This window comes from Roseomonas sp. SRI_022 (assembly GCF_057586215.1).
The window spans coordinates 14,583-34,718 of sequence record NZ_JBYCZL010000043.1 but is presented as its reverse complement, the minus strand read 5'-3'; the positions used below and the strand labels follow the sequence as shown (position 1 = coordinate 34,718).

Genomic DNA, 20,136 nt, shown 5'->3' with positions numbered 1-20,136 from the left:
GCGCGCCGTCGCGGGCAGCACCGCGGACAGCGAGGTGCGCACCACGATCGCCCCCGGCCCCGGTGCGGCGAGGGCCGCGGCCAGGGCCGGGAAGTCGGCATTGCTGTCCACCCGCGTCACCTTCACGCCGAAGGACGCGCACCAGGCGACGAAGTCCGGATTCACCAGGCTGGTGCCCGACACGCGCCCGGGATGCGCGCGCTCCTGATGGATGCGGATCGAGGCATAGGACCCGTTATCCGACAGCAGCAGCTTCAGCGGCACGCCGCGCGCCACCGCCACCGCGAATTCGCCGGCGGTCATCAGAGCGCCGCCATCGCCGACCGCCGCGATGACCTGGCGCTTCGGGAAGCGCAGCGCGGCGGCCACACCCGCCGGTACGCCGAAGCCCATCGCGCCCGAGACGGGCGCGAGCAGCCGCTGCGGCGGCACCCAGGGCACCTTGCGGTAGAAAGGCGCGCCGAAGGTGCCGGCATCGAGCGTGATGATGGCGTCCGGCGTCGCGACCTCGCCCACCAGCCGCGCGACCTCGGCAAAGGCGACGCCGTCATTGTGGTTGCCGGGGCGCACCCCGGTATCGGCGAGGTGGATGGCGCGCAGCCGAGCCGCCCAGGCATCGCGTGAGGCGGGCGCGCCGGCAGTCTCGGCGCCGAGTGCCGTGATCAGCGCCAGCGCGTCGGCGGCCAGCGCCATCTCGGCGGGGAACAGCCAGCCGAGGAAGCGCGGTTCGGCGCAGACATGGACCAGGCGCTGCCCCTCGGCGGGCCAGGTCCAACCCTGGGTGGTGATATCCGTCAGCCGTGTGCCGAGCGCGAGTACCAGGTCGGATTCCGCGAAGGCGGTGCGCTGCGCATCCGGGTTGCGCAGGCCGAGATCGCCCGCATAGAGCGCGTGGTCGTTCGGAAACAGGTCCTGCCGCCGGAAGGAAACGCTGACCGGCAGCTTCCAGGCCTCGGCGAAGGCGCGCAGCGCCTCCCGCCCGCCGGGCCGGTCGAAGGCGTGGCCGGCCAGCAGGATCGGGCGCTGGGCCTTGCGCAGCATGGCGGCGAGGCGAGCGACCTCGACCGGGGCGGGAATGGCGGGCGCGGGCAGCGTCGCCGGCAGGTCGGCCGCATAGCAGGGCTCCGCCAGCACATCCTCGGGCAGCGACAGGACGACCGGCCCGGGCACGCCCTGCATGGCCATGGCATAGGCGCGGGCGATCAGTTCCGGGACCTGGCCCGGTTCGGTCGCCTCGCCGACCCATTTGGCGATGCCGCCGAACATCCTTCCGTAGTCGATCTCCTGGAAGGCGTTGCGGCGCAGGTCGCGCTTCTCGACCTGGCCGACCAGCAGGATCAGCGGCACCGCATCCTGTTCGGCCGTGTGCACGGCGATCGAGGCGTTGCAGGCGCCGGGGCCCCGGGAGACCAGCACCACGCCGGGCCGGCCGGTCATCTTCGCATCGGCCACAGCCATGAAGCCGGCGCCGCCCTCGCTGCGGCAGGTGACCAGGTCGACCCCCGGATGGGCATGCAGCGCATCGAGCAGCGCGATGTAGGATTCGCCCGGCACGCAGAAGGCGCGGTCGATGCCCTGCGCGGCGAGGAAGTCGATCAGGCGCTCGGCGGCAGTCGGCATCGTGGGGGCGTTTCCTCGCTCGGTCCGCCTATCCGATAGCGCGGGGCGGGCAATCGATCCATGGCGGCCATGGCGTCGCGTGGTGATCGCGGTATGGTTCCCGGCAAGAAGCGTGGCCCCAAGCCGGGTCGAAGCCATCATTCAGGGAAGAAATCACCATGCCGCACCGCCGCGAAACTCTTGCCATGGCCCTTGCCGCAGCCTTGTCGCCGTCACTGGCGCGGGCGCAGGGCGCAGCACCGGCCTGGCGCCCGACGCGTCCGATCCGGCTGATCGTCCCCTTCGCGCCGAGCGGGTCGAACGACATCGTCGGTCGCATCCTCGCGGAATCGGTCGGCGTCGCGCTCGGCCAGGCGGTGGTGGTGGAAAATCGCGCCGGCGCCGGCAGCGTCATCGGCACCGAGGCCGCGGCGCGCGCCCCGGCGGATGGCCACACGGTGCTGATCAACAGCGCCCAATCCTCCGTGCCCGCGATTGTCGCACGGGTGCCCTATGACACGGTACGCGACTTCACCGGCATCGCGGTGGCCGGCTTCTCGCCGCATGTGCTGGTGGTCAACAACAACCTGCCGGCGCGCACCGCCGCCGAGCTCGTGGCCCTGCTGCGCGCCAATCCCGGCCGCTACAACTTCGCCTCGGCCGGCATCGGCAGCGGCGTGCATGTGGCCGGCGAGCTGTTCCGCAGCACCAGCAACGTCCAGGCGGAGATGGTCCATTACCGCGGCGGCGGGCCGGCCGTTGCCGCGCTGGTCAGCGGCGAGGCGCAGTTCGGCACGCCGACCATGGCCTCCTCGCTCGGCCAGGTGCGCGGTGGCGGCATCCGCGCGCTGGCGGTGGCCTCCGCCGAGCGCAGCCCAGCCCTGCCGGACGTGCCGAGTGCGCCCGAAGCCGGCCTGCCCAACTTCATCTTCGAGGAGTTCTTCCCCATCCTCGCCCCGGCCGGCACGCCGCCGGCCGCGGTCGCCGCCCTTGGTGCCGCCTTCCAGGGTGCGATCCGGCAGAATGCCGACAAGCTCAACGAGTTGGCCGGTGTGAGGCCCCGCGCCGGCTACGAGACGCCGGAGCAGGTCATGGCGCTGGTCCAGGCCGGCGTGCAGCAGTACACGGCGATCCTGCGCGCGGCTGGCGTGCAGCCCGAATAGACCGCGGCGCCCGGCGGCTTGCGCGGCCGGGCGCGATGCCGCAGGAACGGCCGATAAGAAAACCTGGGAGGCAACATCCGATGTCCATCACCCGGCGCCCGCTGCTGCTGGCGGGCTTGTTCGCGCCTGCGATCGCCCGCGCCCAGGCCGCCTGGCGCCCCGACCGGCCGGTGCGCATCGTCGTGCCCTTCGCGCCCGGTGGATCGACCGATGTCGTTGCCCGCGTGCTGTCCGACACGCTCGGCGCGCAACTTGGCCAGCCCGTGGTGATTGAGAACCGCGCCGGTGGTGCGGCCGGGCTGATCGGCACGGAATCCGTCGCGAAATCCGCCCCGGACGGGCACACGCTGCTGCTGCATTCCAATGCGCATGTCGTGGCACCCAGCCTCGTCGCGCGCATGCCCTTCGACCCGATCGCGGATTTCGCGGCCGTCGCGCACAATGGCCGCGTGCCGCAAGTGCTGGTGGTGAACAACCGGCTGCCGGTGACCGACATGGCCTCGCTGATCGCGTGGCTGCGGGCCAATTCGGGGCGGATCAACTTCGCCTCTGCCGGGATCGGCAGCGGCAACCACTTGGCGTCCGAGGTGTTCCGGGCCGCGTTGCCGGGGATCGAGATGCAGATGGTGCAGTATCGCGGCGGCGGGCCGGCCATGGCGGCGGTGATCTCCGGCGACGCGCATATGGCGATCGACCCGATCGCCTCCGCCGTCAGCCACATCCGCGGGGGCAGCGTGCGTGCCATCGCGGTGGCCGGGCCGACGCGCGCGGCGATCCTGCCGGACACGCCTTCGGCGACGGAGGCGGGGCTGCCTGCGTGGTCGATTGCCGCCTGGTTCGCCACCTTCGCGCCTGCGCGCACGCCGCCTGCGGCCATCGCGACGCTGAATGCGGCCTTCAACGCGGCGGCGCAGCGGCTTGCCCCGCGCCTCGGCGAACTCGGCGTCGAATTGCAGCCGGAATACGCGACGCCCGAGGCCGTCATGACCTTCGTGCGGGAGGACATGGTCCGCAGCGCGGCGATCCTGCGCGCTGCGGGTGTCCAACCGGAGTAATCGCGCCCGGCGCGGTCAGCTACCGCGCTGGAGCAGGGCGATCACGGCGCGCTGCCAGCCCTCCCAGGCCTGGTCGGCGGCGGTACCGGCCTGGTCGGCCTCGCGGCTCGCCGTGTTCAGGCGACGGCGGGCTTCCTGCTGCTCGGGGCCGGTGCGGTCCTCGGCGGCCTGGCGGGCACGCTGCAGGGCCTGATCGGCGCTGCGATAGGCGCGCTGCTTCATCCGTGCGTCGTCGAGCAGGCGGCGCAGTTCGCCCATCGCCTCGACCACCGCGACGAGGTCGGCGCGGCCGGGAACGTCCGGCGGGGTGCGGGTCAGCACGTCCTGCAGACGCTCCATCGTGCCGGGGCCGCCGGGCAGGCGGCGCAGGTTCTGCTCAATGTCGAATTGCTGCCAGCGCAGCAGGATCGGTTCGCCGAGGCCGTTGTCCCACAGGGGCATGTCCTGGCGGATTGCACGTTCGAAGGGCAGGCGCAGCGTCTGCGTGCTGCCGTCCAGCGTCGCCTCGTAGCGCAGGCCGAAATCGCCTTGCGACACGATGGGGAAGCGCGGCGTCGCGCCCGAGCGCTGCGGCATGTCCACCACCACCGTGCCGCGCGCGCCGCGCGGGTCGATGGCGATGGCGGTTTCCTCCATCCGCAGCATTTCGATGCCGACGAAGCCGCGGCGCAAGGCGATGCGCGCGACGCGTTCGGTGGTCGTCGAGGTCTGCGCCACCTGCACGTCGCGGTCGCGCCCGAAGGCGAGGATGCGGCCATCGCCGGCCGGCATGGCGCGGATTTCCGCATCGCCGAGGAAGACGCCGGCTTCCGGCCCTTCCGCGCCATACACCGTCGCGAGACCGTCCGGCAGCGTGTGCTGCGACGCGTTGCGGATGCGCACGGCCTGCAACGGGCTGCGGGCGTTGAGGTCCTGGATCCACCAGACGCGTTCGGCCGGCAGCCGGACATCGAGGAAGGGGACGTTCGCCGTCTCCCCGCTGCGGATCGTTACCGGTTCGGCGAGGACGAAGGCGACGCGCCCGGCGGAGGATTCGGCGCTTGCCGCCGCGGAAGCGCCGGCCGTATCGGCGATGCTGGCGCCGACCGGCGCATCCGGGGCGCCGGCGCGGCGTGCCATCTGCGGCGCGGCTGCCTCGAAGGCGCGACCGCCCATCGCCGCGGCGGGTGCGGGTGGCGGGGTGGGCATCGGGATGGGGCGCCCGCCGGTATCCGGGCGCACCTGCACCGCGCCGGCGATGCGCACCGGCAGCTCCGGACGGGCGACGTTGATCGGGTCGTAGATGCGCTGGCGGAACGCCGCGGCCTCACCGGAAACCAGCGCGAGGCGGATGCGGTCCCAGTCGCTGCCCGAGGCGTTCTCCACCACCGCCCAGCCCTGCAGCCGGGCCTGGGGGCCGGGCGTACCGGCAGCCGCCGGCGGCGTACCCATCGGCGGCACCAGCAGCCGGTAGGACGGCTTCCACAACGGCGCGCCGGCGACATAGAGCACCGCGACCTGACGCGCGCGGTCGGCGCGCAGGCGGATGTCGATCCGCCGCTCATCGGCGCTGCGGGCAGCGGCGAGGGCTTCCGCCGCACGCGCGACGCGGCCGGCGAGGGCCTCGTCGAGCAGCTTCACCTCGTCGCCCTCGCGCAGCAGCACGGTGACCAGGCCGCGTTCGGTGATCAACGTCAGGCGCAGGCCGCCCGCCGCGCCGGCGACCGACGCGACCTCTGCGGCGTCGGCGATGCGGCCGCGCGCGCCGCCGGCCTCGGCGTCCTGGCCGCGCAGGGCGGCGAGCAGCTGGGCGCGGCTGTCGAAATCCTCGGGGCGGAGCGGCAGGCCACGGAAGGCTTCCCCGGTCAGGTCGCGCGCCGGCAGGCGCAGGCCTTCGACGGCGCCGGCGGTGTCCACCACGATCAGGCTGCGCAGCAGGTCGTCCACATCATCGGTGCGGGCGCGGAAGGTGACGTTGCCATCCGCCGGGACCTCGCCCGCGCGCTCGACCTGGGCGAGGCCGGCGGAGGAAAGGGTGACACTGCGCACCGGCAGTTCAGTCGCGAGCGCCGTCGAGGCGGTGAGCAGGAAGGCAAGGGTCAGGCGGCGCATGGCTTTTCCTCTCCGCGGGGCGGCGGAGGGTAGGAAGCCGCGCGCGGCCGGTCCAGCACGCCGCGCACGGCGCGTGAAGTGTTTCAGGTCGGCAAACCCCGACGCCGACGGCGCGCAGGGTTGGCGCGGCGGCTGCGCCTCGGACAAGGCAAACCCAAACTCCATCGGAGTTTGGTTCAATCAGCGCGGGAGGACGATGTCGGTCTCGGCCAGCAGTGCACGCTGCTCGATGCGGTCGGCGGGGACGAAGGGAATGATCACGCTTTCGCGTGCGCGCGCATCGCGGATGCGGTTGAGCACGCCGTCGCGCGCATTGAGCGGTTCCCCCGCGATGTAGAGCTGCGTGACCAGCACCGCGCCGCCCGGCTGCGTCACCTGCACATGGATGTGCGGGGTGCGACCGGGATAGGATACGGGGCGCAGGGTGCGGAAGGCATAGGCGCCGCGCGCATCGGCAACGACGCGGCCATAGCCCTGGAAATTCGCATCGAAGAGTCGCGTCTCCGGCGCGCGCGGGTGGTTGTAGCGACCGCTCGCGTCGCATTGCCAGATTTCGACCAGCGCGCCGGCGATGGGCTCGCCCGCCGTGTTGGTGATGCGGCCGCGCAGATGCGCGACGGTGCCCATCGCTTCGGCCGCGGCGCCGCGCACGCTCACCAGGTCGGCATCGGTGTCGGGTGGGAATGTGACCGGGTAGAAGGGGCCGCGCGTCTGCGCCGGGGTCGCGCCGCGCGTCTGTGCGAGGGCCGGCAGCGGCAGCACCAGCCCGCCGGCGGCGAGCGCCAGGCGACGGCGTGCGAGGGTCGCGATCGGCATGCGGCACCTTTGGCAATGCGACGCCGGATCATGCCACGGAGGCGCGCCGCCCGGTGTTGCGAAGCGCAACCGTCAGAGGAAGGCGGGCGCCAGCGAGCCGACCATCAGCACGGCCATGGTGACGTTGAAGGCGCGCAGCGCCGCGGGCGTGCGCAACAGGTTGGACGCGCCGGCGCCGAGGCCGGCCCAGACCAAGGTGCAGGGCAGGCAGACCACGGCGAAGACGGCGGCGATACGCAGTGTCTCGGCCAGCGTGTCGCCGGCCGGCGTGGTGAAGGCGGGGATGGCGGCGAGCGCGATCATCCAGGCCTTGGGGTTCACCCATTGGAACAGCGCAGCGCCGATGAAGCCGAGCGGCGGGCGCGAGGGCCCTTCGCCCGGCGCGCCGGCGCGGGCGATCTTCCATGCGAGGACCAGCAGCCAGGCGCCGCCGCCCCATTTCAGGATGCTGTGCAGCAGCGGCCAGGTGGCGAAGGGTGCCGCGAGGCCCAGGCCCACGATCATCAGCATCGCCGCGAAGCCGAGCGTGATGCCGAGCATCTGCGGCATCGTCGCCCGCACGCCGTGATTCGCCGCCGCCGCCGCGACCATCAGCACGTTCGGCCCCGGCGTGACGGAACAGGCGATGGCGAAGGCGAGCAGCGGCAGGATCGTTTCCATGGTCCGATGGTATGTCAGTGTTGCTGACCTACATGCGCGCTCTTGCCGGGGCGCCCATGCGCGTGTGGCATGGCGAGGTCGTCGAAGGAGAGGACGCTATGTCGAACGAGACCCCCGAGCAACGCCTGGCCGCGCTTGGCCTGACCCTGCCGTCGGTGCCGAAGCCGATCGGGACCTATGTACCCTATCGCGTGGAGGGCAATCTGCTGTGGACCTCGGGGCAGGGGCCGCGCGTGACGGAGGGGCCGCGCCCGCGCGGCAAGGTGCCGAGCGAGATGAGCGTCGAGGACGCCTATGCCAGCGCGCGTCTGGTCGGGCTCGGCCTTCTGGCCGCCGCGGCGGAAGGCGCGGGCGGGCTGTCCAGGCTGAAGGCGATCAAGGTGCTCGGCATGGTGAATGCCGATGCCGATTTCGAGGATCATCCCAAGGTGATCAACGGCTGCTCCGACCTGTTCGTCGCGGTGCTGGGCGAGAATGGTCGGCATGCGCGTTCGGCGGTGGGCTTCGCCTCACTGCCCGGCCGTATCCCGGTGGAGATCGAGGCGATCTTCCGGATTCTTGATTGATGGAAAAGGCCGGGGGAGTTCTCTCCCCCGCCCTTACTGGTTCAACCCCGCCGCACATTGATCGGCAGCGCCATCCCCTTCTGAATTCCGGAGATATCCCGCCGCCAGGCGCTGTCGATGAAGTACTGGCCGAGTGGGATGAAGGGCAGGTCCTGCCAGAACTGGCCCTGGATGCTGCGTGCGATCTGCTGCTGCATCTCGATCGGGCCGGCGGCGAACCAGGCGTCACGCATGGCTTCCAGCGCCGGGCTGGTGGGCCAGCCGAACCAGGCCTGCGCCCCGTTCGCCCGTAACAGCGGATGCTGGCCCGGATTGGCGAGGTCGATGCCGCCGAACAGCACCACCAGCGCGTTCCACCCGCCCTGGTCCGGCGGGTTGCGGTTGGCGCGGCGCTGCAGCACGGTGCCCCAGTCGGAGGTCGCACTTTCCGCGTTGAGGCCGGACCGCTTCAGCGTATCCGTCAGCACCGTGGTCAACGCGTTGTTGTTCACGACATCGGTCGGGTGCAGCACGGTGACCTTCTGCCCGGCATAGCCCGCCGCCTGGAGTGCGGCGCGCGCCGCATCCGTGCTGCGCGGGCCAGTCACCGCAGTGATGCCCTCGTCATTCGCGAGCGGGGAGGAGCGCGGGAAGACGCCCATCCCGTCGGACCACAGGCTGCGGTCGTTGCCCATGATCGAGGTCATGAAATCCGCCTGGTTCACGCTGTGCAGCAGCGCACGGCGGATCGCCGGATTGTCGAAGGGCGGATGCAGGTGGTTGAAGCGCAGCATCGCCATCAGCCCACCGAAATCAACGCGCTCCAACACGATGTCCCGATGCCGGCGCATCACCGGGCGCAGATCGGGGGCGACCTGCTCCCACCAGTCGATCTCGCCGGACTGGATCGCTGCAGCCGCGGTGGCGACATCGGGCAGGATGCGGAACTCGACACGTTCGAAATGCGCGAGCTTCGCGCCACCGAGCAGGGAAGGTGCGGCCGGGGCGGGGCGGTATCCGTCGAAGCGACGATAGACGGCGCGCGCGCCCGACAGCCGTTCCTCCGCGACGAAGCGATAGGGCCCGGACCCGACCACCTCGGTGAAGGGGCGCGCCGGATCGACGTCGGCGAAGCGCTGCGGATAGACGAAGCAGGGGTAGGAGGACGGCTTTCCGAGCGCGGCGAGCATCACGCCGAAGGGTGTCTTCAGCCGGATCTCGAATCGGCGGTCGTCGAGGGGGCGCATCTCCTCGGTGCGTTCGGCCAGCGACTGGCCGAGGCTGTCGAGCCGTGCCCAGCGGCGGATGGATGCGACCGCATCGGTCGCGCGGATCGGCTCGCCGTCGTGGAAGCGGACGCCCTCGCGCAGGGTGAAGAGCCAGCGCAGCCCGTCCTGTTCGACGACATGCCCTTCGGCGAGCTGTGGCCGCGGCACGAAGTCCGTATCAAGCCCGTACAGCGTGTCCCAGCACATATGCCCGTGGTTGCGCACGCCGTAGGATGTCGTGGACATCGGGTCCACGGCAGTGACGTCCGCCTGCGGAATGAAGCGCAGGGTATGTGCCGCGCTGCCCTGGGTGAAGCCGGGCCGGGCAAGCGCGAGGCCCGCGCCGGCACCAAGGATCGTTCTGCGATGCATCGCTCTGGTCCCCCGTGCATGAGGCACGCAGCCTCGCATTCCGGCGCGCGCTTCGCCACGGGCGATACGGTGGTCCGCGCATGGCACATGGCTTGCTGGTAACGTTGCCGACCGGCGCGGGGCTGGCGCTGGCGTGGCGTTGCGGCAGGGGGCCAAGCCTGTTCTTATGCCGTGGTCGTGAGAGGCTAAGGAGGCTGGGAATGACCCTGTTCATCGGGCGGCGTGCGATCACACGCGGCACCCTCGGCGTGGCGCTCGCCGCGCCCTTCATCCGCACCGCGTCGGCACAGACCACGCTCGAATGGGTCGCCGGGTCCGTGGGCGGCGGCTGGTACACCATGGCCGCCGGCCTGTCCGCCCTGATCCGGGAGGAGAACCCGGACATCCAGATCCGCGTCGTGCCCGGCGGTGGCCTGGCCAATCCCACGCGCATCAACAACGGCCAGTCGCAGATGGGCTGGGGCATCGATGCCTTCTCGGCCTCCGCCGTGCAGGGCGTGGAACCGTACACCGCGAAGCACGACAAGATCCGCTGCCTCGGCACCGGCTATTCGCCGACCGAGCACCTGATGCTGCGCCACACCGGCGCGGGGCCGGACGACATGCGTGCCATCCTGACGCAGCGCGGCCTCAAGATCGGCGCGCCGCAGCGTTCCTCGACCGATGAGATGACGCTGCAGCGCATCCTGCGCTTCCTCGGCACCAGCCCGGACAAGATCCGTTCGGATGGTGGGCGCTACCTGAACGGGTCCTACGCGGACATCGGCGCGGCTTACAATGACGGGCAGGTGGACTACGTCTATGTCGCGCTGGCCAAGCCGGCGGCGCTGATGACGGAGATCGCGCAGGGCCGCCGCGGCGGCCGGCTGACCGCCTTCCCCGACGACATCCGCAAGCACCTGACGGACCAGTATGCCTATGCCCAGGGCACGCTGGAGAAGGCGGACTATCCCGCGCTGCTCGACGGCGCCATCCCGGTGACCATGATGGACAGCATCATCGTGGTGCATGAAACGGTGCCGGCGGAGATCGTGCAGAAGATCACCGCGACACTGATCAAGAACCAGGGTGCGCGCATGGCGCAGATCCACCCATCCATGGCCGGGTGGTCGCCGGCCAAGGCGGTGGATTATCGCGGCGTGCCGTTCCATCCGGGTGCCGCTGCGGCCTTCCGCGCCGCCGGCGTGAACCCGCCCGCGGCGTGATGCCCGCGCACCGCGACAATCACTGAGGGGAACGCGGTGCGCGACCTTCCTGCCTGGCTACGGCACGGCGTGTTCGGATGGCTCGCCTTCTGGGCCGCCGTGCATCTGTATTTCGGCGGCTTCGGCTTCCCCGAGCCGATCACCATGCGAAGCCTGCACCTGCTGGTCTTCACGCCGCCGCTGTTCCTGCTCTACCCCGCTTTTCCGACACGCTCGCCGACGAACCGGCCCTCGGTGCTCGACTGGGCCTGGGCAATCGCCTCGGCGGCGCCGCATCTGTGGGTGTTCATCTTCGCCGACGCGGTCTCCGACCGCATGGAATATGTCGATCCCTTCACGCCGACGATGATGGCGCTTGCCATCGTCTGCATCGTGACGATGCTCGAGGCGATCCGCCGCGCGGTGGAACCGGGTCTCGCCTGGATGGTGGCGATCTGCCTGCTCTATATGTTCGTCGGCCACCATTTGCCGGGCGTGCTGAACACCCGTGTCTTCAGCACGGCCGAGATCATGGAGTCCGCCTGGCTCGTGCCGACCGCCGGCGGCGTCTACGGCCCGCTGACCGGAATCGTGGCGACCACCATCGCTGTGTTCATCCTGTTCGGGTCCTTTATGCAGGGCAGCGGGACGGGCCGGCTCTTCTCCAATTTCGGCGCGGCCGTCGCCGGGCGTTTCACGGGCGGGCCGGCCAAGGTGGCGGTGATCTCCTCCGGCCTGTTCGGCACGATGAGCGGTTCGTCGGTGTCGAACGTCATCACCACCGGCGCGATGACCATCCCGCTGATGGTGCGCATCGGCTACAAGCCCGCGGTCGCAGCGGGCATCGAAAGCGCGGCCTCGGTCGGTGGCGCGCTGATGCCGCCGGTGATGGGTGCGGCGGCCTTCGTGATGGCTGAGATCACCAACATCCCCTATGGCGACATCATCGTCGCCGCGGCGATCGGCGCGGTGCTCTACTACTTCGCGATCCTCGCCGCCGTGCATTTCGAGGCGAAACGCGCAGGCCTCGAGCCCATGGCGCTGAAGGACATTCCCGCCTGGCGCGAGGTGCTGGCGGATATCCACCTGATCCTGCCGATCGGCGTGCTCGTCTATCTGATGATGGAGCGCTGGTCCGGCAACTACGCCGCCTTCTGCTCGACGCTCGCCATGGTCGCGGTCTCCATGCTGCGGGCGCGCACGCGCATGGGCTGGCGCGCGATCGTCGAGAGCCTGACCAATGCCGGGCTGACCATGGCGCCGCTCGCGGTGTCCATCGCGGCGTCGGGCGTCGTCGTCTCGGTGCTGACGGCGACCGGCATGGTCGTCGCCTTCGGCGGCATCATCAAGGAGGTGGCGGGCGGCAATCTCGGCATTCTGCTGCTGCTGCTCTGCCTGACGGTGCTGGTGCTTGGCCTCGGCATCCCGACGACACCGTCCTACATCATCGCCGCGGCGATCGGCGTGCCGCAGGTGCTGGAACTCGGCCGGCCGCTCGGCATCGACATGATGCAGGCGCATCTGTTCATCTTCTACTTCGCGGTCATCGCCGATGCGACGCCGCCGGTCGCCGCCGCTGCTTTCGCGGCAGCGGCGATAGCCAAGGCCAGCCCGACCATCGCCAGCCTGCACGCGTCGCGCTTCGGCATCGCCGGCTTCACCGTCGGCTTCGCCTTCATCTACGACCCCGGGATCATGCTGCGCGGCGGGCTGGTCGAGATTGTCACGGCGACATCGATCCAGGTGATCGCGCTGCTGATGATCACCGCATCCTATGCCGGGTACCTGCTGCGACCGATGGGCGTGCCGCTGCGCCTGCTGCTCGGTGCCGTCGGGTTGTTCGCGGCCTTCGGGCATATCGCGCCCGGTACGATGCGCCTTGCGATCGCGGGAACCTTGTTGATCGCCGTGGCGGTCGTGCAACTGCTGGCCGGGCGACGCGCCGCCGCTGCCTGAGGGACGCTTTCCGACACCGCGCTTCCGTGCCTAAGTTCTGGGCAACGCAGAAAACGACACGGAGGAAACTTGCATGCGTCTCCCGGCAACCCTTGCCATGCTGCTGCTCGCCGGCGGCACGGCCCTTGCGCAGACGGCCACCCCGGGGCCGACCCTGTCCACCATCCGGTCGCGCGACGCGCTGATCTGCGGTTCGCATCCGGGTGCGCCCGGCTTCAACGTGCTGGACAGCCAGGGCGTCAATCGTGGGCTCGATGCCGATACTTGTCGCGCGATCGCTGCCGCAGTGCTTGGCGATGCGGCCAAGGCGCGCTGGATCGTGCTGTCCTCCCAGGCGCGGCTGCCGGCACTGCAATCCGGCCAGGTGGATGTGCTGCCGCGCACCACGACCTGGACGCAGACGCGCGACACGGCGAACGGCCTGAACTTCACCGCCGTGAATTTCTATGACGGGCAGGGCTTCATGGTGCGCCGCTCGGCCAATGTGCAGCGGGCGCGGGACCTGGAAGGCGCGACCATCTGCGTCACCTCCGGCACCACGAACGAGTTGAACCTCGCCGACTGGGCGCGGGCCAACAATATCCGCGTCCAGCCCCTGGTGTTCGACCAGAATGAGGAAACGCGCAACGCCTACAATTCCGGCCGCTGCGATGCCTTCACCACGGACGCCTCGCAACTCGCGGGCATCCGCACCGCGCTGCGCGATCCGTCCGAGCACATCATCCTTGCCGACATCATCTCGAAGGAACCGCTTGCGGTGGCCGTGCGGCACGGTGATGACCAATGGTTCGACATCGTGCGCTGGACGATCTTCGCGCTGATCGAGGCGGAGGAACTCGGCGTCACCCAGGCCAATGTCGATGAGATGCTGAACAGCCAGAATCCCTCGATCCGCCGTCTGCTGGGCAATGCGGGGGACCATGGGCCGCTGATGGGCCTCGATCGGCGCTGGGCCTACAACGCGATCAAGGCCGTGGGTAACTACGGCGAGATCTTCGATCGCAACCTCGGCGCCGGCTCGCCGATCGGCCTGCCGCGCGGGGTCAATGACCTGTGGACGCGCGGCGGGCTGATGTACGCGATGCCGATCCGCTGACATCGCTGAACAAGTCCCCGGCCGGGCCGTGATGCCCGGCCGGGCGCGAGGATACCCGGGCGTCCAAGGCGGATGCCGTGGGATGAAAGCCATCACGAGGTGACTAGAATGAATCCGCTGCCTCTCGTTGCCGCGCTGCTGCTCGCCGCCGGCCCGGTCCTCGCGCAACCCGCCCAGCCCGGCCCGACGCTCGCGGCGGTACAGGCGCGCGGCGCCATGCTCTGCGGCGCACCCAATGCGGCACCGGGCTTCGGCGTCATGGACAGCCAGGGCATCTACCGCGGCCTCGATGCCGATACCTGCCGCGCCATTGGCGCCGCCGTACTCGGCGACGCCGCCAAGGTGCGCTTCGTCTCGGTTTCCTCCCCGGCGCGGCTGCCGGCGCTGCAATCGGGCCAGATCGACGTGCTCGTGCGCACCACCACCTGGACGCAGAACCGCGACACCGCGAATGGGCTGAACTTCACGGCCGTGAACTTCTATGACGGGCAAGGCTTCCTGGTGCGGCGGTCCACCGGGGTGCAGCGCGCACGGGACCTCGAAGGCGCGACGATCTGCGCCACGGCCGGCAGCACCAGCGAGCTCAACCTCTCTGACTGGGCCCGTGCCAACAATATCCGCTTCCAGCCGCTGGTCTTTGAGAGCAACGAGGAAGCCCGCAACGCCTACGGCGCCGGCCGTTGCGACGCCTATTCCACCGATGCCTCGCAACTCGCCGGCATGCGCACGGCGCAGCGCGATCCGTCGGAGCACATCATCCTGCCCGACCTGATCTCGAAGGAGCCGCTGGCGCCGGCCGTCCGGCATGGCGACGACCAATGGTTCGACATCGTGCGCTGGACGATGTTTGCGTTGATCGAGGCGGAAGAACTCGGCGTCACCCAAGCCAATGTCGATGAGATGCTGAACAGCCAGAACCCGAGCATCCGCCGCCTGCTCGGCAACTCCGGGGATCATGGGCCGCTGATGGGCCTCGATCGGCGCTGGGCCTACAACGCAATCAAAGCGGTGGGGAATTACGGCGAGATCTTCGACCGCAACCTGGGCGCCGGTTCGCCCATCGGCCTGCCGCGCGGGGTCAATGACCTGTGGACGCGCGGCGGGCTGATGTACGCGATGCCGATTCGCTGATCAGCCCAGGGCGCCGAACAGGTTCAGCAGGATGATCACGACCACCGGCACGCCGAGCAGCCACAACACGAGGGACTTCATCGGAGTCTTCCTTCGCACGACATGAATGTCTGTGCGGGGGAACGCGGTGGCGGCGGCAAGGTTGCCGCGCCGCCGGATGCTCAGTGCCGCTCGTAGATCAGCCGCGCGCGGATCGTGCCAGGCAGGGCGCGGAATTCCGCGAGGATCGCTTCCGCGTCGCGCTTCGCCTCGACGCTGTCCACCACGACGTAGCCGATCGACCCGGCGGTCTGGTAATACTGGCCGGAGATGTTGAGCCCGCGCTTGGCGAAGCTCTCATTGATGCGCGACAGGATGCCCGGCGCGTCGCGATGCACATGCACCCAGCGCGCCCCTGTCGGCCGTGCCGGCAACTGCACCTGCGGGAAGTTCACCGCGCCGAAGGTCGCCCCGGTGTCGGAGAATTCGATCAGCTTGCGGGAGACTTCCTCCCCGATGCGCCACTGCGCCTCGCCGGTCGAACCGCCGATATGCGGCGTCAGGATGACGTTGGGCAGGCCCTGCAACGGGGAGACGAAGGCCTCCCCGTTGCGCGCCGGTTCGACGGGGAAGACATCGACGGCGGCACCCAGCAGGTGGCCATCGCGCAGGGCCTCGGCGAGCGCATCGAGATCGACCACCGTGCCGCGCGCGTTGTTCACGAAGACCGCGCCCTTCTTCATGGCGCGGACCTCGGCCTGGCCGATCATGTTCACCGTGTCCGGCGTCTCGGGCACATGCACCGTCACCGCGTCGGCTTCCGCCAGCAGCGCGGGCAGGGAGGTCATCGGCTGCGCATTGCCATGCGGTAGCTTGCCGGTGTGGTCCCAGTAGATCACCCGCATGCCGAAGGCCTCGGCCAGAACGGACAACTGGCTGCCGATATTGCCATAGCCGACGATGCCCAGCGTCTTGCCGCGCACTTCCCAGGAATTCGCCGCCGACTTGTCCCATTCGCCCCGATGCGCCGCATTCGACTTGGGGAAGATGCCGCGCATCAGCATCACGATCTCGCCCAGCGTCAGCTCGGCGACGGATCGCGTGTTGGAGAAGGGCGCGTTGAACACCGGGATGCCACGGTTGGCGGCTTCTTCCAGCGCCACCTGGTTGGTGCCGATGCAGAAGCAGCCGATGGCGAAAAGCCGGTCTGCCGCTTCCAACACCTCGGCCGTCACCTGGGTGCGGGACCGGATGCCGAGGATGTGCACGCCCTTGATCGCCTTGATCAGGGCGGCACCTTCCAGCGCCTTCGCCTCCCGCTTCACGGTCGCGTAGCCGGCATCGGCCAGCCTCTCCAGCGCGCTGTCGGACACGCCTTCGAGTAGCAGGATGCGGATCTTTTCCTTGGGTAGGGACAGGCGGGTCGGGGACATCGGGGCGCCGGAACTGGGATGGGGGGCCGCTACCTGCTCCCTTCGCGCCCGCGAGACAAGGGCAGCCAGCCGGGCGCCGCTTGCAGGCAGGCCGCCGGACCCGGCATGTTGCAACGCAGCGGCCAGGTTCGCCGCGCGGGGATGCTTCGATGGACGCTGCCTATCTTTCGGAATGGGCCAATCTGCTGCTGCGCTGGCTGCACCTGATCACCGGCATCGCCTGGATCGGCACGTCCTTCTACTTCATCGGCCTCGACAACCAGTTGGAGCCGGCGAAGGACGGCAACCCTCGCGTCGCCGGCGAGCAATGGTCGATCCATGGCGGCGGCTTCTACCACAAGCAGAAATACCTGCTGGCGCCGGAGAAGCTCCCCGAGATGCTGCACTGGTTCAAATGGGAAGCCTATTGGACCTGGATCAGTGGCTTCTCGCTGTTCGTGCTGATCTATTGGGGCCAGGCCTCGACCTATCTCGTCGATCCCGCGGTGCTCGACATGACCCCCTGGCTCGCGGTGTTGATCAGCGCGGCGATGCTGGTGGGCGGCTGGGTCGGCTATGACCTGCTGTGCCGCTCGAAGCTCGGGGACAATGAGGCGGTGCTGGGTGCGATCGGCGCGGCGGCGCTGGCCGTCGTTGCCCTCGTCTCCTGCCACCTGTTCGGCGGGCGCGGCGCCTTCCTGCAGGTCGGCGCGATGACGGGCACGATCATGGTGGCGAACGTCGCCATGGTCATCATCCCCGGCCAGCGGAAGATGGTCGAGGCGATGCGCAAGGGCGAGGCGCCCGATGCCAAGTACGGCCGCTGGGGCAAGCAGCGCAGCGTGCACAACACCTATCTGACGCTGCCGGTCATCTTCATCATGATCTCGCCGCACTACCCCATGACCTACCAGTCGCGTTGGAACTGGCTGGTGCTGCTGGCGATCGGTCTGTCCGGGGCGCTGGTGCGGCAATACTTCGTGTTGCGGCAGAAGGGCACGAACCCGGTCTGGCTGCCGGCAGCGGGGGCGGCTGTCGTCGCCCTGCTGATCTGGACGGGCGCGCCCGAACGCGCCAGTGGCAGCGCCGCCGATGCGCCCGCCTTCGCCGAGGTCCAGACCATCGTCGCCTCCCGCTGCGTGGCCTGCCATGCCGCGCGCCCGACAATGGATGGCTTCGCCGCACCGCCCAAGGGCGTGATGATGGAGACGCCGGCCCAGATCCGCCGCTGGGCCGCCGCCATGCGCCAGCAGGTGCAGACCGAAGCGATGCCGCCGGGCAACATGACCGAGATCACGCCGGAGGAACGCGTGAAGCTGCTCGCCTGGGTCGCGGCGGGTGCCCCGGCGGATTGATGCGTGCGGGCGGCGGCGTTGCCGTTACGGCGGCGCGACCTGTAAGGACGTGGACTGAAGCCGGGGGCAGGGGGAGCGAGTCGTGATGCGGTCCGCGATCACCATGCTCCCTGTCGTGCTGCTGCTCGGCTGCGCCTTGCCACCCAACACCGCGCCGCGCGACTGGGCGCGGCTCGCCAGCGTACTGGCCGATCACCCCGGCGCGGTGGCGCCGGTGGCCGCCGCCCGGGACGGGGCGCTGGCACAGCAGGAGGCGCTCGCCGTCTATCTCTATGCGCTCTCCGTGCTGGCGACGGAGGAGAGCACACTGACTTTCCGTGCCGAAGCCTTCGCCCCGCTGGTGCCACGCGCCGCCGCTGCCGACCCCGCGGCGGGGCCCGCGGCGGCCGAGATCGGCCGGCTGCTTGCCGCCGCCCGCGCGGCCAATCCCGAGCCGGGCGCACGCGCCCGCAGCGCCGGGTCGCCGACGGTGATCGAGGATCTGCGCCTGCGGCCGTTGATCCGCGCCGCCGATCCGCCGGTGCAGGTGCTGATCGGCACTCTGTCGCGCGGCACGGCCGGCATGACGGGACCGGATGAGGAAACCTACCGCCAGGTGCTGACGGCGATCGGGGAGGGGCATGCCTTGCTGAAAGCGCGAGCGTCGGACATCCGGCAAAGGGAAGTGGCGCGCGAGATCCTGGCCCAGGAGGACCGCTTGCGGCGGCTGGCGCTGATCCTCGGACCCGACCCCGCGGTGGGATTGCGGCCTGACCCGGCCGGAACGGTCGGCGCGGTGGTGCAGCCGTGATGCGCCGCGCCTTGCTGGCCACGCTTGCCGTACTGCCTGCTGCCTGCAACGCGCCTGACTACACCCCGGTGCGCGACTGGGCGCGCACGGCGAGCCTCGCCGCCGATTTCCCCGCCGGTCGTCTGCCACCCCCTGCCTCGGCCGATGTGCGGGAGGGCGCGCTAGCGATGCGGGAGGCGCTGGCGACCTACCTCGCCGCGCTCGGGCGTATGGCCGATGACGGCGTGCTGCCCTATCCGGAGAACCCCTTCGTCGATCTCGCGAAGCAAGCGGGGCGCGCGGGCACGGGTGGGGAACAGCCGGTTGCCGAGCTCGGCGCCTTCCTCCGTCGCGCGACGCGGCAGAACTGGCAAGCGCCGCGGCTGCGAGAGGCGCTCGGCGTCACCGACCCTTCCGTACAGGCGCTGGTCCGCGCGCTGACGGCGGCGATCGGCCGCAATGCCGAACCCGGCGAACCGCCCGCCATCGCGACGGCGCGCGCGCAATACGCCGCGATCATCGTGCGCATCGGGGAAGACCACGCGCTGCTCGCCGCCCGCGCCGGCGACATCACGGATGAGGCGATGGTGGAGATGATCCGCGCCGCCGAGGACCGCATGCGGCGATCGGTCCTGGCCCTGCCACGCCCGGTCATGCCCGCCAGCGGGCCGGCCCGGTGAAGCGGTTGCGCTGGTTCCTCACCATCACGGCGGCCGTCTGCCTGCCGTCGATGGCCATGGCCCAGCCGACCGGTGAGCGAATCGAGGCGATCCTTGGCCGCATCGACGACATCCGTGGCCAGTTGGGCTCCCGTGGGGCCGGCGTGCTCGGCCTGATGGGCTACAACATGACGCCGGACGGGTCGGCGAACTCGATCCAGATCAACCGCGGATCCGCCCAATCCGAACTCGGATCCTCGGTGATGACGCTCAGCCAGATCGGCGCGGGCTTCACGGTGGCGGAGAGCTTCCCGCTCTGGCTCGAGGGCTATCTCGGAACGGCGCGCTATGATCCGCGGGCAGTCTTCACCGACCTGCCGCCCCGGCAGACGCCGCTGCGCTGGAACAACGTCGCCGCCACGGTCGGGGTCGGCTACGACATCCAGCTCGGCGACTACCTGTGGCTGCGGCCGATCTTCAACCTGGCGGGCGGCTATGCCGCCTCCGATGCCTCCCTGTTCGGGTCCTTCGTCAACTACCGGACGGACCGCGACGTCTCGGCGCTGACCGACCGGCACGTGAACGTCTGGGGCCTCGGCGGGTCGCTGATGCTCGCCTATTACGACCATCGTCCCGAGCGCGATATCGATGTGGAGCTGCGCTACACGCAGATCCAGCTGCAGACGTTCGGCGACACGATCGTGGCGGCGCGCGGCCGCTCGACCGCCAAGACCCTCGGCCTGTGGGCGCGCTATCGCTGGCCGACCGGGTTGGAGGCCTTCGGCCGGCCGGTCCGCTGGGTGCTCGACGGGTCCTTCACCTCCTATCTCGGCGACCAGGAGGACGTGCTTGGCTTCTCTTGGGCGGCCAAGCTCGGCGGCGGCATCGAGATCGATGTCGGCCGCTACGAATTCGGTGCCGTCGGGCTCAACGTCTCGCGCATCCGTCTCGTCGCGCGGTATTTCATGGGCGACAACAACGTGACCGGCACATCGGTCGGCATCGGCATCAGCTTCTGAGGTTCCC

At 70.1% G+C, this 20,136-nt stretch carries 17 protein-coding genes; 11 read left to right on the top strand and 6 right to left on the bottom strand.

Annotated features, from left to right (window positions below; all coding sequences use genetic code 11):
- The coding region (locus tag AC2YHJ_RS26410; RefSeq protein WP_487399177.1) for a thiamine pyrophosphate-binding protein at positions 1 to 1,620 on the bottom strand (1,620 nt) is incomplete at its 3' end.
- Between the two features lie 158 nt (positions 1,621 to 1,778).
- On the opposite strand from AC2YHJ_RS26410, the gene AC2YHJ_RS26405 reads away from it, so the two are divergent.
- Positions 1,779 to 2,762: a Bug family tripartite tricarboxylate transporter substrate binding protein gene (locus AC2YHJ_RS26405; protein ID WP_487399176.1), complete on the top strand. Its 984-nt coding sequence runs from the start codon at positions 1,779 to 1,781 to the stop codon at positions 2,760 to 2,762.
- An 80-nt stretch (positions 2,763 to 2,842) separates the two neighbouring features.
- Positions 2,843 to 3,817: a Bug family tripartite tricarboxylate transporter substrate binding protein gene (locus AC2YHJ_RS26400; protein ID WP_487399175.1), complete on the top strand. Its 975-nt coding sequence runs from the start codon at positions 2,843 to 2,845 to the stop codon at positions 3,815 to 3,817.
- Between the two features lie 15 nt (positions 3,818 to 3,832).
- On the opposite strand, the gene AC2YHJ_RS26395 is transcribed toward AC2YHJ_RS26400, so the two are convergent.
- The 3 genes from AC2YHJ_RS26395 to AC2YHJ_RS26385 all read right to left on the bottom strand — a co-directional run bounded on the left by AC2YHJ_RS26395 (position 3,833) and on the right by AC2YHJ_RS26385 (position 7,384).
- Complete coding sequence (locus tag AC2YHJ_RS26395) at positions 3,833 to 5,908, bottom strand: DUF4139 domain-containing protein (RefSeq protein WP_487399174.1); 2,076 nt, start codon at positions 5,906 to 5,908, stop codon at positions 3,833 to 3,835.
- Between the two features lie 180 nt (positions 5,909 to 6,088).
- Positions 6,089 to 6,724: a dioxygenase family protein gene (locus tag AC2YHJ_RS26390; RefSeq protein ID WP_487399173.1), complete on the bottom strand. Its 636-nt coding sequence runs from the start codon at positions 6,722 to 6,724 to the stop codon at positions 6,089 to 6,091.
- Between the two features lie 72 nt (positions 6,725 to 6,796).
- The gene (locus AC2YHJ_RS26385; protein ID WP_487399172.1) at positions 6,797 to 7,384 is read right to left on the bottom strand and encodes a LysE family translocator; all 588 of its coding nucleotides are present in this window, start codon (positions 7,382 to 7,384) and stop codon (positions 6,797 to 6,799) included.
- Positions 7,385 to 7,482: 98 nt separating this feature from the next.
- Here AC2YHJ_RS26385 and AC2YHJ_RS26380 point away from each other — a divergent pair, with 98 nt between their 5' ends.
- Positions 7,483 to 7,950 carry a RidA family protein gene (locus tag AC2YHJ_RS26380; protein ID WP_487399171.1) on the top strand — a complete coding sequence of 156 codons (468 nt, stop codon included), beginning with the start codon at positions 7,483 to 7,485 and terminating at the stop codon, positions 7,948 to 7,950.
- Between the two features lie 41 nt (positions 7,951 to 7,991).
- On the opposite strand, the gene AC2YHJ_RS26375 is transcribed toward AC2YHJ_RS26380, so the two are convergent.
- Positions 7,992 to 9,569 carry an ABC transporter substrate-binding protein gene (locus tag AC2YHJ_RS26375; RefSeq protein WP_487399170.1) on the bottom strand — a complete coding sequence of 526 codons (1,578 nt, stop codon included), beginning with the start codon at positions 9,567 to 9,569 and terminating at the stop codon, positions 7,992 to 7,994.
- 200 nt (positions 9,570 to 9,769) lie between these two features.
- Between AC2YHJ_RS26375 and AC2YHJ_RS26370 the strand changes: the two genes are divergently transcribed.
- The 4 genes from AC2YHJ_RS26370 (at position 9,770) to AC2YHJ_RS26355 (ending at position 14,936) form a co-directional block, all read left to right on the top strand.
- Positions 9,770 to 10,774 carry a TAXI family TRAP transporter solute-binding subunit gene (locus AC2YHJ_RS26370; protein ID WP_487399169.1) on the top strand — a complete coding sequence of 335 codons (1,005 nt, stop codon included), beginning with the start codon at positions 9,770 to 9,772 and terminating at the stop codon, positions 10,772 to 10,774.
- A 36-nt stretch (positions 10,775 to 10,810) separates the two neighbouring features.
- Positions 10,811 to 12,709: a TRAP transporter permease gene (locus tag AC2YHJ_RS26365; RefSeq protein ID WP_487399168.1), complete on the top strand. Its 1,899-nt coding sequence runs from the start codon at positions 10,811 to 10,813 to the stop codon at positions 12,707 to 12,709.
- Between the two features lie 73 nt (positions 12,710 to 12,782).
- Positions 12,783 to 13,805, top strand: a complete 1,023-nt coding sequence (locus AC2YHJ_RS26360) for an amino acid ABC transporter substrate-binding protein (RefSeq protein WP_487399167.1) — start codon at positions 12,783 to 12,785, stop codon at positions 13,803 to 13,805.
- A 108-nt stretch (positions 13,806 to 13,913) separates the two neighbouring features.
- Positions 13,914 to 14,936, top strand: a complete 1,023-nt coding sequence (locus AC2YHJ_RS26355; RefSeq protein ID WP_487399166.1) for an amino acid ABC transporter substrate-binding protein — start codon at positions 13,914 to 13,916, stop codon at positions 14,934 to 14,936.
- Between the two features lie 161 nt (positions 14,937 to 15,097).
- Here AC2YHJ_RS26355 and serA read toward each other — a convergent pair whose 3' ends face one another.
- Complete coding sequence (gene serA, locus AC2YHJ_RS26350) at positions 15,098 to 16,348, bottom strand: phosphoglycerate dehydrogenase (protein WP_487399165.1); 1,251 nt, start codon at positions 16,346 to 16,348, stop codon at positions 15,098 to 15,100.
- Between the two features lie 149 nt (positions 16,349 to 16,497).
- On the opposite strand from serA, the gene AC2YHJ_RS26345 reads away from it, so the two are divergent.
- The 4 genes from AC2YHJ_RS26345 (at position 16,498) to AC2YHJ_RS26330 (ending at position 20,129) form a co-directional block, all read left to right on the top strand.
- On the top strand, positions 16,498 to 17,682 hold the full coding sequence (locus AC2YHJ_RS26345; RefSeq protein WP_487399164.1) for a urate hydroxylase PuuD: 1,185 nt from the start codon (positions 16,498 to 16,500) through the stop codon (positions 17,680 to 17,682).
- Between the two features lie 85 nt (positions 17,683 to 17,767).
- Positions 17,768 to 18,472: a hypothetical protein gene (locus tag AC2YHJ_RS26340; RefSeq protein WP_487399163.1), complete on the top strand. Its 705-nt coding sequence runs from the start codon at positions 17,768 to 17,770 to the stop codon at positions 18,470 to 18,472.
- Positions 18,469 to 19,131 (top strand): hypothetical protein, encoded by a 663-nt coding sequence (locus AC2YHJ_RS26335; RefSeq protein WP_487399162.1) that lies wholly within the window; start codon positions 18,469 to 18,471, stop codon positions 19,129 to 19,131. The genes AC2YHJ_RS26340 and AC2YHJ_RS26335 overlap by 4 nt, the downstream gene beginning before the upstream one ends.
- Positions 19,128 to 20,129 carry a hypothetical protein gene (locus AC2YHJ_RS26330; RefSeq protein WP_487399161.1) on the top strand — a complete coding sequence of 334 codons (1,002 nt, stop codon included), beginning with the start codon at positions 19,128 to 19,130 and terminating at the stop codon, positions 20,127 to 20,129. Before AC2YHJ_RS26335 ends, AC2YHJ_RS26330 begins: the two co-directional genes overlap by 4 nt.
- Positions 20,130 to 20,136 lie beyond the last annotated feature (7 nt).

Bases quoted from the DNA above. Each gene is read 5' to 3' on its own strand.
- AC2YHJ_RS26405 (WP_487399176.1), top strand. From the start codon at position 1,779: ATGCCGCACCGCCGCGAAACTCTTGCCATGGCCCTTGCCGCAGCCTTG.
- AC2YHJ_RS26400 (WP_487399175.1), top strand. From the start codon at position 2,843: ATGTCCATCACCCGGCGCCCGCTGCTGCTGGCGGGCTTGTTCGCGCCT.
- AC2YHJ_RS26395 (WP_487399174.1), bottom strand. From the start codon at position 5,908: ATGCGCCGCCTGACCCTTGCCTTCCTGCTCACCGCCTCGACGGCGCTC.
- AC2YHJ_RS26390 (WP_487399173.1), bottom strand. From the start codon at position 6,724: ATGCCGATCGCGACCCTCGCACGCCGTCGCCTGGCGCTCGCCGCCGGC.
- AC2YHJ_RS26385 (WP_487399172.1), bottom strand. From the start codon at position 7,384: ATGGAAACGATCCTGCCGCTGCTCGCCTTCGCCATCGCCTGTTCCGTC.
- AC2YHJ_RS26380 (WP_487399171.1), top strand. From the start codon at position 7,483: ATGTCGAACGAGACCCCCGAGCAACGCCTGGCCGCGCTTGGCCTGACC.
- AC2YHJ_RS26375 (WP_487399170.1), bottom strand. From the start codon at position 9,569: ATGCATCGCAGAACGATCCTTGGTGCCGGCGCGGGCCTCGCGCTTGCC.
- AC2YHJ_RS26370 (WP_487399169.1), top strand. From the start codon at position 9,770: ATGACCCTGTTCATCGGGCGGCGTGCGATCACACGCGGCACCCTCGGC.
- AC2YHJ_RS26360 (WP_487399167.1), top strand. From the start codon at position 12,783: ATGCGTCTCCCGGCAACCCTTGCCATGCTGCTGCTCGCCGGCGGCACG.
- AC2YHJ_RS26355 (WP_487399166.1), top strand. From the start codon at position 13,914: ATGAATCCGCTGCCTCTCGTTGCCGCGCTGCTGCTCGCCGCCGGCCCG.
- serA (WP_487399165.1), bottom strand. From the start codon at position 16,348: ATGTCCCCGACCCGCCTGTCCCTACCCAAGGAAAAGATCCGCATCCTG.
- AC2YHJ_RS26345 (WP_487399164.1), top strand. From the start codon at position 16,498: ATGGACGCTGCCTATCTTTCGGAATGGGCCAATCTGCTGCTGCGCTGG.
- AC2YHJ_RS26340 (WP_487399163.1), top strand. From the start codon at position 17,768: ATGCGGTCCGCGATCACCATGCTCCCTGTCGTGCTGCTGCTCGGCTGC.